Genomic DNA, 12,241 nt, shown 5'->3' with positions numbered 1-12,241 from the left:
AGTGTGTGCCAATGTCCTACAACGTGATCAATACCGTAAAGGTGCAGGCCGTCGCCGGCCGCTCGGATGAACTGGGTCAGCAATTGCAAAAAATTGTCGATACCCTGCGCGAACTACCGGGCTGTGAATCCTATATGGTCGACCGCTGCCCTGAGGACAGTAACCGTTGGACCGTCAGCGCCCACTGGCAATCGGAAACGGCCATGCAATCGCATTTCAACAGTCCCCAGGTGCAAGGCTTCATCGACCTGATCGATTGCCAGTTGGCCAACGCCGTCGACTTCAACAGCTTTCCGATCAGATAAACACGGTTAAGATCGCAGTCCCTGGTCGCGCTTGCAGAGTATGGGTACCTCTGCAAACGTGGTCGGGGACTGCGATCTTTTTCGTTCAATCGCCGCACATTGGTCCCCTGTCCTTCCCGAAAATTGGCTGTTTGTTTGTTCCCACCGACGCCATAGATTGGTCCCTGACGACTAACCACTGCAGGTGATCAACCATGAACGTTTTGCGCTTCTCTCTCGCTGCCCTTGCCTTGACCGTTTGCGCCTCGGCGTTTGCCCATGAGGCCGGTGATCCTTCAGAAAAGGTCACGGTGTTGCAGGACCAGATGCTGAAAAACGCCCCAGGCAAAAAGGCTTTGATGATCGAGGTCGACTATAAGCCAGGCCAAGCGTCGATCGCCCACAAACATGACGGCACGGCCATGGCCTATGTGCTTTCGGGGTCGATCACTTCTCAGGTGAAGGGCGAAAAAGAGATCACGTACAAGGCCGGTGAGTATTGGTACGAACCCGCTGGCTCGGAACATCTGGTCTCGAAAAACGCCAGCGCAACCCAACCTGCAAAACTGTTGGTGTTCATGGTGTTGTCGCCCGACGAAAAAGTCCTGGTCCCCTTGAAAAACTGATCGCTGAACGAACAGCCATAAATAAAAAGGCTTTAATCTGCGATTGGGGTCTTTTTATTTCTCCGGGCACTTAACGGCACTTCTTTAAAGCAAATAAAACTATTGATCTACGGATAATAGCGGATATTGGCCATTTCATTCAGTGACTCCCGGTTTAGTCTGAAGTCACTGCCGGCCATGCCCGGCAACTTAACTTTCCGACTGATGTTGTTTCAGTGGAGAAACACCATGAAACTTGCACTTGTCAGTACGTTGACAATAACGGCCCTGTTAACCGGCTGCTCGATTCCCACGGCACCTTCCGCGGTCTCTTCGCTGGACGGCATCTTCACCGCCCCCGTAGGTCGCAGTAGCGCCTCCAGCATTCCCAACGGCCATGACGTTTCCCTGGGCGTGGTCTACAGCCGCAATACCCAGGCCAATCGCGCCTACCTGCAGGAGTACCAGGCCAATGCCGGCACCGGCTTCGGCCAGAGCCTGCTGGTTCAACCGATTCACGATGCGTATGTCGCCACGTCCAAGCCCGACCTGGCGGTGGACTGGGTCAAGGCCTCGCTGCAACGGCAGTTCGGTTCGGTCACGGTGTATCCGGACATGCAGAGCCTCAAGGCGGCGAAACCGGACGTGGTTGCAATCGTCGACAGCCGCAGCCAGTTGATCACCTCGCGCAGTTCGGACGTCGAGGCCAATGTCAGTGCCGACTTCTACGATCGCAACTTCAACTATATCGGCACTGCAAGAGGCCATGACGCCGTAGCACTGAGCCCGGTGTGGGCCGACTATAAACGCAGTGAAGAGATCGTTGCCGATATTAATGAACAGCAGAATGTGCAAGTAAGGGCACTGCAGAAGTTTGACCAGTCGCTCAGTAATTTATTGACCAGGCCGACAGATAAAGTGTCGATGGTTGATAGTGACAAGGGGCAGAAATTGTATTGACCTCATTGCCCCCTTCGCGAACAGTCTCGCTCCCACCTGAGCTCTGCGTACACCGCAAAGCGGTGTGTGTCGGGCCTGCTCGCGAAAGTGGCCGACCTGCCACCACAAAAACTTCATAAAAAGCATCTTCCAAGACGCTTACAGTGTTCAACCATGAAAGCTGATTTCTGTCTACTGTCAACCCTGACAGTAGACAGAAATCACAATGTCGCATAAAAAATAAAGTTCTCTATGTAAAATGCTATCCGCACCGCAAATTAATGGCGTTTTGACTTAAATAGAGCCAATTAATAGTTGAGGACGGAGTAATGAATATGACTGCTGCTCGTGGCGCAGGTGACCTTGATGAAAGTTTTGATAAAGATGGAAAAGCATTCCCTCTTGTATCAAATAATACATTCGGATACGCAAACGACGTGTTGGTTAGCGATAATTCAAAGCTATTCATTCCCGGGAGATTGCTAAACGATTACTCGATTGTCAGCTTGAATACAGATGGATCAATGAACACTGAATTCAACAATACCGGCGTCGTCCAAAGCGTCTTCAAAAATGGTTTCTTCTCCGAAGCTAGACATATTGCAATGACTAGCAGTAATCAAATATTGATATCTGGCTTTTACCATGAAACCGACGTTTTATCTCATCACGCCTTTGCCATGTACCGACAGGATGGAACCATCAATACTGACTTTGGGATTGCAGGCAAGGTTGTTATTCCAACTACCCCCCAGCTGAGAAAACCTCAATTCCCAGCCATTAAGTCCACCCCATGTGCCGATGGAGGAATTCTAGTATGTTCGACTCAAAGTTTACCAAATGGTGAATCCATCGGCATGTTTTATCGTTTACATAAAAACGGCCGAATTGATCATCAATTTGGTGACGGTAACGGTTTTGTTTATATCAGGCACCCTGAACACCAGACATCTATCAATTCAATCCGGGTCCAACCCGACGGAAAGTTACTAGTCGCGGGAACATTGTATGTCATTGATAAGTCTGTATGTTATGTAGCTCGCTGCAATATCGACGGCAAGATTGACATCACCTTCGGCGAAAATGGTTTCTTTCTCGCCCCAGTCATGGGCATCGTCGATCAGATACTGGATATAAACTTGTCTATGGACGGAAGAATTGCGGCCGTCGGCAGCTCAATCGTATCTGGCACGCAACATGGATTGTTACTGTGCCTTACCAACGATGGATGCGTTGATCCTGAGTTCAATGACGGAGCTCCATTATTGACCAAATTGGATGAAAACAACATCGGTGTGAATTTCAGGAATGTAGCCTATCAAGGGAAGGACAAGATAATTGTTCACGGTAATTCACTCGGCGGTGAGGAGGCTGATGTTCTTCTCGCACGCTACTTAACCAGTGGCAAACCCGATCAGACATTCGGAAGCGGCGAAGGATGGGTTCGTACCAAACTGACGGACTCGGTTGATGAAGGCCGTGGAATGTTCATCCAGAAGGATGGTCGCATTGTCGTTTGTGGAGCAGCTTCCATTGACGGAACCTTCATGGGGTTCCGGCAGTTTGCTGCTCGCTATCTGAACTGAGTTACGGGACAGGGAAAAAAAAGCCCCGCATCTCTCAATGCGGGGCTTTTTCAATCAACGCCTGATCAGGCCGCCGGCTCAAGCACTTCGCTGGCAGGTACGGGGGTAGTCACCACCGCTTGCCCGCTCAAAGCCAGGTCCAGCAGTTCACGGTTGGCCACCGCGTACATGGCGTAGTCCGTGCCGCTGGCGGCACGGATTTCCACCAGCATGGCGCGCCAACGTTCGATCATGCTGCCGTGCTGTGCCATCCACAGCGACAGGCGTGTTTCCACGTCCTGGGTGCCGTCGCCCTGTTGCAGGACCGAGATGGTGATCGCACGTTGCTGCCAGTCGACGTCATCGCGGAACGCTTCACGGGCCAGGGCCTGCCAATTGTTTTCAACCGGCAAGGCACTGATCTGTTGCAGGTACCAAGTGATGTCCAGCGCGCTGCCCACGGCGAAGTAGGCCTTGGCCACGTCCGCAGGGTTCTGGCCGGTCACGTCGGAGGCCTCGATGATCGGCAGCAGGGTGTACAGGTGCGAAGTACCCGCCACCATGCGCGCCAGCAACTCCGGTACACCGGCTTCGACGTATGCCTGGTAGCGCGACTGCCAGTTCTCGCGGATCTCGCCACTGAGCAGTTCGTCGAGCTTGAGGCCCAATTCCTTCAGGTGCGGACCGAAGTGCGCGACGTCACGGGCAGCGTTCTGCTCGTTGCGACGGGCACGCAGGAACCAGCGCGTGGCGCGACGGCCCAGACGCATCAGCTCGTCCATCAGCTCCAGTTGCACGTCGGCGGACACCTGGTAGTCCAGGTTTTCAATCTGACGGAACCAGTGCGGGAGATGGAAAATGTCACGCACGATCACGTAGGCACCGGCCACGTTCGCCGGGCTCATGCCGGTCGACTCCTTGAGTCGCTGAACGAAAGTGATGCCCATGTGGTTCACCAGATCGTTGGCGATCTGGGTGCTGACGATTTCGCGCTTCAGACGGTGACGACGCATCGCTGCGGAGAACTTGCTCACCAGGGTTGGCGGGAAAGCGGTTTCCATGTCGCGGGTCAGGTAGTCGTCGTCCGGCACCAGGGAGCCCAGCAGCTGCTCCTTGAGGTCGATCTTGCTGTAGGAGATCAGCACCGACAACTCGGCACGGGTCAGGCCATGGCCTTCGGCGATGCGCTCGTTGATCGCCTCTTCGTTCGGCAGGAACTCGATGGCGCGATCCAGCTTGCCGCGGCCTTCCAGATCGTTCATCAGGCGCTTGTATTCGGCAATCCGCGGCAAGGCGCGACGGGCCGCCAGGGACAGGGCCTGGGTCTGCTTGTAGTTGTTGCCCAAGACCAGGCCACCGACTTCGTCGGTCATGCTCGCCAGCAACTGGTTACGCTGCTTGTCGGTCATGTCGCCGGCCTGAACCACTTCGTTCAGCAGGATCTTGATGTTCACTTCGTGGTCGGAGCAGTCCACGCCACCGGCGTTGTCGATGAAGTCGGTGTTGGAACCGCCGCCATTGAGGCCGAACTCGACACGCCCCAGTTGGGTCATGCCCAGGTTACCGCCCTCGCCCACCACTTTGCAGCGCAGTTCGTTGCCGTTCACGCGCAGCGCATCGTTGGCCTTGTCGCCGACATCGGCGTGGCTTTCGCTGCTGGCCTTGACGTAGGTACCGATACCGCCATTCCACAACAGGTCCACCGGTGCCTTGAGCAAGGCATTGAGCAGTTCGGTCGGGGTCAGCTTGTCGGCCTGAATGTCGAAGCGTTCCTGCATCTGCGGGGAAATCGCGATGCTCTTGGCGCTACGGGAGAAGATACCGCCGCCTTCGGACATGATGCTGGTGTCGTAATCCGACCAGGCCGAACGCGGCAGGTCGAACAGGCGCTGACGCTCGGCGAAGCTGGTCGCCGGATTCGGGTTCGGGTCGATGAAGATGTGCATGTGGTTGAATGCCGCGACCAGTTGCAGTTTGTCGGACATCAACAAGCCGTTACCGAACACGTCACCGGCCATGTCGCCGACGCCCACCACAGTGATGCTGTCTTCCTGGACATTGATGCCGCGCTCGCGGAAGTGGCGTTGTACGCCGACCCACGCGCCCTTGGCGGTGATGCCCATTTTCTTGTGGTCGTAACCGGCCGAACCACCGGAGGCGAACGCGTCACCCAGCCAGAAGCCGTAGTCGATGGCGATGCCGTTGGCGATGTCGGAGAAGGTCGCGGTGCCCTTGTCCGCGGCGACGACCAGGTACGGGTCATCGTTGTCATGGCGCACGACGTTGGTCGGCGGCACCAGGGCGCCGTCCTTCAGGTTGTCGGTAATGTCCAACAGGCCCGAAATGAAGATGCGGTAGCAGGCGATGCCCTCGGCCGCGATCTCGTCACGGCTGCCGCCCAGTGGCAGGCGACGCGGCAGGAAGCCGCCCTTCGCACCCACCGGCACGATCACCGAGTTCTTCACTTGCTGGGCTTTTACCAGGCCCAGGACTTCGGTACGGAAGTCTTCTTCACGGTCGGACCAGCGCAGGCCGCCACGGGCGACGTTGCCGAAGCGCAGGTGCACGCCTTCGACCCGTGGCGAGTAGACGAAGATCTCGAACTTCGGCACCGGTTTCGGCAGTTCAGGGATCAAGTGCGGGTTGAACTTGAAGCTGAAGTACGACTTGTTATGGCCGTTGGCGTCGGTCTGGTAGAAGTTGGTGCGCAGGGTGGCCTTGATCAGGTCCAGGTAGCGACGCAGGATGCGGTCTTCGTTGAGCACCTGGACGTCGTCCAGCGCGGTCAGGATCGCATGTTCCAGACGCTGCTCGAGATCGTCGCTGCTCAGCTTGCGCGCCAGGTAGAAACGGGTCTTGAACAACCGGGTCAGTTCGCGAGCGATGTCGGTGTGGTTGTTCAGGGTGCTGGCGATGTAGCCCAGGTCGAAGCCCAGGCGGATCTGCTTGAGGTAACGGGCGTAGGCACGCAGCAGCGCCACGTCACGCCAAGGCAGGCCGGCGGTCAGGACCAGGCGGTTGAACGCATCGTTCTCGGCATCGCCGCGCACGATATGGACGAACGCGTCCTGCAGGGTGTCGTTGAGTTGCTGGATGTCCAGGTCCAGGCCTTCGGCTGCGGTGAAGGCGAAGTCGTGGATCCAGAACTCGCGGCCATTGGTGTGACGCAGGCGGTACGGGAATTCACCCAGCACGCGCAGGCCGAGGTTTTCCAGGATCGGCAGGACGTCGGACAGCGCCAACGGGGTGTCGGCGTGGTACAGCTTGCAATGCAGCTCCCGCTGGCCGACCTGGCCCAGCGGCTGGTAGAAGCTCATCACCAGCGGGTTCTTGTCGTTGAGGCTCAGCAGGTGCTGCATGTCGACCACAGCCGAATGCGCGGCGAAACGCTCGCGGTAACCGGCCGGGAAGCCTTTCGGGAAGTCGGCCAGCACGTTGGTGCCCTGGGCCTCGCCGAAGCTTTCGACGGTCAGCGCCGAGTAATCGTCCTGCCAGCTGCGGCAGGCCTGGATCACTTCGTTTTCCAGTTGCTGCGGATCGATGTCGATGCGGTTTTTCGGGTCGACGCGCAGGATCAGCTGCACACGGGCCAGCACGGACTCGGAGAAGAAGGTCCAGAACTCGCAATCCGAGGCCTTCAGGCGATCCATCAGCACTTGCTGGATCTTCTGCCGTACTTCGGTTGAGTAGATATCACGCGGCACGTAGGCCAGGCAGTAGCAGAAACGACCGTACGGGTCCTTGCGCAGGAACACGCGGATCTTGTTGCGTTCCTGGATCTGCACGATTGACATCACGGTGCTGAACAGCTCGTCCACCGGCGTCTGGAACAGGTCGTCGCGCGGCAGCACTTCGAGCACCTGGGCCAGTTCCTTGCCCAGGTGAGCCTTGGCCTGGAAGCCGGAACGGCGTTCGATTTCCGCGACCTTGCGGCGGATGTACGGGATGACCCGCACGCTCTCGCCATACACCGACGAGGTGTACAGGCCCATGAAACGGCATTCCTTGATGACCTTGCCGTTGGCGTCGATTTCACGGATCGACACGTAGTCCGGGTAAGCCGGACGGTGTACACGGCTTGGGTGCGCCGCCTTGGCGAACGACAGCAGGGTCGGTTCGCGCAGGTAGTTGACGGCGTAGTCTTCGATGCGCAGGTCATCGTAGCTCAGGCCGGCGCGCAGCAGTTTGGTCAGTCCGAGGAAGGAGTCCTTGTCATAGACGATGTGGCCGCCATCGGCTTCATCGCTGACCACGAACTCTTCGTAGCCGAGGAAGGTGAAGTGGTTGCCCACCAGCCATTCCAGGAAACTCTTGATTTCGCTCTTTTCGTCGGCATCGACGGCGAACTGGCTGTTGTCCAGGTTGGTGAGGATTTCCTGGACCTTGGCTTTCATCGGCTCGAAATCGCCCACCGCCACGCGCACTTCAGCGAGCACCTGCTCCAGCTCTTTGGCCAGCACGTTCAGTTCGGCGTTATTGGCGCAACGGTCGATTTCCAGGTACATCAACGACTCTTGCAGCACGTCGTCGCCCTGGGTGCCTTTTGGCAGGATTTCCAGCAGCTCGCCCTTGCTGCCACGACGCACGCTCAGCACGGTGGTCTGCAGGGTGTGGATGCTGTAGCCGCGACGGTTCAGCTCGGTGCGCACCGAGTCCACCAGGAATGGCAGGTCGTGGTGCAGCACTTCGACCGCGGTGTGGGTCGACTGCCAGCCGTGGCGTTCGTAATCGGGATTGTAGACGCGCACTTGCGGTTGCGCGTGATCGAAGCGCTCAAGCAGGCGCCACGCAGAAAGAGTACAGCCAGCGAGGTCAGACAACCGACGTTGGGTCAGTTCATCCAGGGAAATGATGCCGAAGAATTGTTCAGCGAACAGCGCCACTTGTGGCAGTGCCTGTTCACTGATGTGCTGCGCCAGTGCCGCTTGCAGTTGGTGCTGGAAGTCGGCTTTGCTGGCTGCGGTGAAGAACGCCATCTGTGGTACTCCGCTTGGGCTTGTTATTGATGAAAGCGTCGCGCGTAACACCCCTGTTCGGGGCTATGTTTCAAAGCTATCCGTCACCCTGCTCCTGATTCTCGGGCAGAGGAAACAGGGCGACAGGAGGGTGAAGCTAAACGAGACACTCGGGTCACATTCACCTTCCGTGAATGGGCATCTGCAAAAGCGACTGGGCTGCGTGCAGCGCAATGCCTTTACGGGTGCTCATCCGTTGCGCAGCTTAACGAGTGCGGCAAGCCCCATGCTTGCGGTGCTGCGACATATTCGGTCAACGGTACGCTGCTCTGCAGGCGCGCCTTGAACAACACTAGCAGCCGAAGGCGATTTCGGGGCTGATTGCACAGTTTTTGCGGGACAACCGTACCAGAACGGCAGGCCCGGACGCGCCCTCCCCGCCCCAACCAGAAATTGACAACATCCATGATCGCCGAACCGACCATGGACGCTAATGCTGCTCATTGAAGGAACCTCGACCGATTCAGTCGATCAAGTCATCGAACGCCTGAAATCGGCTCACTGTCGCGCAGTCGTAACAGAGCATTTGAATCGTCTTCTTGTCCATGCTGGCATCGACGTTGGTTGAATCACATTCACGACAGAACAGCTGCAGATGCCCGACCTGGTCCGCCGTGCAGCCATTGCCAGAGAAAAACCGTGGCACCAGTTCGTCACGCCAGTAGAGGCCCGGGGACTTGGAGAAACCTGCTCCGCTGTCCTTGAGTACCACGTCATACAGGATTCGGTGCAAGGCCGACTGCGGCACTCGCGAATCGCGATAGGCGGTTTTGCGCCAGTTTCGCGCCTTTGCATCCTGCGCCGTGCCCAACATGTTGCCCGGGATGGTGTTGCAAGCGTGGTTACGGCCCTTGGAATTGCCGGTGGCGTAGAAATGCGCGGCATTCTTCACCGCCAACCGCGCAAAGTAGTAGATGTGGCTCACCGAAAAGTCCTGCAGAAGCTGGCCGACAACGGTTTCGGCGCGCCCCTGGGCACTGAATACAAAACTCACTTCACTGGCCAGGATCTGGATGTACTGAAGCGACTCGTCCCGGGCCAGGCTCAACATCAAGGCGTACAATTCGCTTTTCCAGGCGGGCTGAACACTGCCTGACAGCTCTTGATACAAAGCTCCGTACAGTGCGTCGCGAGTGCCGCGCATGCCGGGTTCCAATGCGACATTGGGTAGCCAGCGCACGGAGCAGAAGTCTTTGATCTGGTAGCCGGACGCCCGATCGAAGGCCTTGATGTCGCCATCCAGGTCGACGTCCAGCGCTCCGGTCTCGTGCAGGTTCCTCACCAGCGCTTCACTGGCCTCATCAGTGGGTGCCAGAGGTTCGCTCCTGACCCCGGTGGCGAGCGAGGCAATGCGCTCGCCACCGTCGACCTGGCCGTCGTCGAGCAAGGCGAGCAGTGCCAGTTTCTGGACGAAGCCCAGCGATGCATAAGGCACCGACGGACGCGGCGTGGCGTAGCGTTTCTGCAGCTCGAGACGATCGCGCTGCGCCTGGGCGGCGATTTCCTGCTGGCGCAGCTTGTAGCACTCATTGCAGGTACAGCGCTTGATTCGCCCTTGGTGGCCAGGCTCATGGTGATAGTGCTCGCAACGCACGCACTTGAAAGGGTTACGAAGTGAGACAGGGGTACCCTTGGCGTGCCGGCGCACCCACATGGGCAGGTCGCAGTAGGGGCAGGTCAGGTCCTTGCTGATGATCGGCGGCAATATCTTCAACAGACTGCGGACTTCAGGCGCAATGTTGAACTCGATTTTCAGGTCGGCACTTTTTTCACCGTCCAGATAGCGCTGGTACAGTTGCTCGATTTGTTCCTCGGACAGGTGCTTGATCTCATCTGCCCGTTCGAAATACTGACTCATCGAAAGAGGTCCTTTTTACATGATTGACTGCGCAATCCTTTGCGTCTGGGCGATCACGCTAAGGGATTGAAATGCGCAAAGACAAGTAAAAAACCTGCTTCCTGGCGTTATTTTCAGGGTTCGCAAACCTCCTGCAACAGGATCGGAAATTTCCTATGGCAAGTTAGGAAAAGTCCGTGAGAAGTACCCCTCATCATTCACAGGGTCTAGTTGTAACGGCTTTTCGATACATCAGAGTGATAATGGAAATCGGTGTTTTCCCGCCACGTCAGCAACCTGAGGCAGCAGAAATATCCGTGGACTGGCAGAATTGCATTTTTTTACGTTCATCACGCTCGCCGAGCCAGGAATTCCCCATGCAAATGACCACCGCCCTCTTGATCGTCAACCCTTGCGATGAAGAAGAAGACGACATGGCGATGCTGTGCTGCCATAGCGAAAAGGGTGAGATGTTTCTCATGAGTCGGTATCCGGATGAGGATGAGCTTGAGATCACCCTCGATGGCGAGCCTTCGACCCTGGATGGCGTGAAGGTTACCCTCAGCCCTACCCTGCTGAAGATCGAGATCGCCGCGGCGGATGCCGATGCGTTGAATGGGGATGATGTGCTGGAGATCACTTTTAACCCGGACATGGTGGATCTGGCGGAGGTTCAGGAAACCCTGAAGAATATCCTTGACGGTACCGGGACCTTTATCAGTCAGATTTGATGTGTCTGAACCGGCCCTATCGCTGGCAAGCCAGCTCCTACAGTGACCGATGTGTTGCACTGATAGCATCCACACCGCCAATAACTGTAGGACTGCGGCGCGACGATTCGACTTGCCAGCGATGAGGCCCTGACAGTCACCTCAGGACTGTCGCCCTGCAAAAACCAGCAAATCCCCAACCATTTCCCGCATTTTGCACAAAATGCCGTTAGTCGCCGCCCCCCGCGATGGATTAAAGTAACGCCCCCAGCCCTGGCGTTATACGAACGTCTTCGGTCACCCTCTCCAGGAACAGTCATCGATGGAACATCGTGAAGCGCTGCTAGCGCTGCGAACCTTTCTTTCAACGCAGATTCTCGGCCAGGAAAAACTCATCGAGCGCTTGCTCATCGCCCTGCTTGCCGACGGCCACATGCTGGTTGAAGGGGCCCCTGGCCTGGCCAAGACCAAGGCCATCAAGGAACTGGCAGAAGGCATCGAAGCGCAGTTCCATCGCATCCAGTTCACCCCCGACCTGTTGCCCGCCGACATCACCGGTACCGAGATCTATCGCCCGGAAACCGGCAGCTTCGTGTTCCAGCAGGGCCCGATCTTCCACAACCTGGTGTTGGCGGACGAAATCAACCGTGCCCCGGCCAAGGTTCAATCGGCATTGCTCGAAGCCATGGGTGAACGCCAGGTCAGTGTCGGACGCAGCACCTATGAGCTTTCGCCGTTGTTCCTGGTGATGGCCACGCAAAACCCGATCGAGCAGGAAGGCACCTACCCGCTGCCCGAAGCGCAGCTGGACCGTTTCCTGATGCACGTGAAAATCGGTTTTCCGGACGCGGCTGTCGAACGCCGCATCCTGCAACAAGCCCGTGGCGAAGCCTTGAACGGCGAAACCAAGCCCGAACGCCGGGTCAGCCAGCAGGCGATCTTCGCCGCACGCAAGGAGATTCTCGGCCTGTACATGGCCGACGCCGTGGAGGAATACCTGGTGCAACTGGTCATGGCCACGCGCACCCCGGCCAAGTTCGATCCGGAAATGGCCGAATGGATCGCCTACGGCGCCAGCCCCCGCGGTTCGATTGCCCTGGATCGCTGCGCCCGGGCGCACGCCTGGCTGGCCGGGCGCGACTTCGTCAGCCCCGAAGACATCCAGGCGGTACTGTTCGATGTATTGCGCCACCGCATCATTCTTTCCTTTGAAGCCGAAGCCGCCGGTATCGACCAGGACCGGGTGGTCCAGCGGATTCTCGACGTCGTAGCCGTCGCTTGACCCC

At 57.4% G+C, this 12,241-nt stretch carries 8 protein-coding genes; 6 read left to right on the top strand and 2 right to left on the bottom strand.

The window, feature by feature from the left end; genetic code table 11:
* The first annotated feature begins 11 nt into the window (after positions 1 to 11).
* The 4 genes from SOP85_RS07845 (at position 12) to SOP85_RS07830 (ending at position 3,414) form a co-directional block, all read left to right on the top strand.
* Entirely contained in the window at positions 12 to 305 is a 294-nt protein-coding gene (locus SOP85_RS07845; RefSeq protein ID WP_046818089.1) for a putative quinol monooxygenase, read from the top strand.
* Positions 306 to 499: 194 nt separating this feature from the next.
* Positions 500 to 910, top strand: a complete 411-nt coding sequence (locus SOP85_RS07840) for a cupin domain-containing protein (RefSeq protein ID WP_323626593.1) — start codon at positions 500 to 502, stop codon at positions 908 to 910.
* A gap of 228 nt (positions 911 to 1,138) precedes the next feature.
* The gene (locus SOP85_RS07835) at positions 1,139 to 1,849 is read left to right on the top strand and encodes an ATPase (RefSeq protein ID WP_323626591.1); all 711 of its coding nucleotides are present in this window, start codon (positions 1,139 to 1,141) and stop codon (positions 1,847 to 1,849) included.
* Between the two features lie 314 nt (positions 1,850 to 2,163).
* Positions 2,164 to 3,414, top strand: a complete 1,251-nt coding sequence (locus SOP85_RS07830; protein WP_323626590.1) for a delta-60 repeat domain-containing protein — start codon at positions 2,164 to 2,166, stop codon at positions 3,412 to 3,414.
* A gap of 65 nt (positions 3,415 to 3,479) precedes the next feature.
* Here the strand turns inward: SOP85_RS07830 and SOP85_RS07825 are convergent, their stop codons facing one another.
* Both SOP85_RS07825 and SOP85_RS07820 read right to left on the bottom strand, forming a co-directional pair.
* Positions 3,480 to 8,369 carry an NAD-glutamate dehydrogenase gene (locus tag SOP85_RS07825; protein ID WP_323626588.1) on the bottom strand — a complete coding sequence of 1,630 codons (4,890 nt, stop codon included), beginning with the start codon at positions 8,367 to 8,369 and terminating at the stop codon, positions 3,480 to 3,482.
* Between the two features lie 502 nt (positions 8,370 to 8,871).
* A complete protein-coding gene (locus SOP85_RS07820; protein ID WP_323626586.1) occupies positions 8,872 to 10,266 on the bottom strand; it encodes a hypothetical protein in 1,395 nt (464 codons plus the stop codon).
* A gap of 356 nt (positions 10,267 to 10,622) precedes the next feature.
* Between SOP85_RS07820 and SOP85_RS07815 the strand changes: the two genes are divergently transcribed.
* Positions 10,623 to 10,976, top strand: coding sequence for a hypothetical protein (locus tag SOP85_RS07815; protein WP_274076974.1), 354 nt, complete (start codon positions 10,623 to 10,625; stop codon positions 10,974 to 10,976).
* 301 nt (positions 10,977 to 11,277) lie between these two features.
* Positions 11,278 to 12,237, top strand: a complete 960-nt coding sequence (locus tag SOP85_RS07810; protein ID WP_008150800.1) for an AAA family ATPase — start codon at positions 11,278 to 11,280, stop codon at positions 12,235 to 12,237.
* Positions 12,238 to 12,241: the final 4 nt, after the last annotated feature.

The organism is Pseudomonas sp. YuFO20 (assembly GCF_035064975.1).
Lineage (GTDB): Bacteria > Pseudomonadota > Gammaproteobacteria > Pseudomonadales > Pseudomonadaceae > Aquipseudomonas > Aquipseudomonas putida_AE.
The sequence above is the reverse complement of the archived record's forward strand: the minus strand, read 5'-3'. Positions and strand labels throughout refer to the sequence as shown.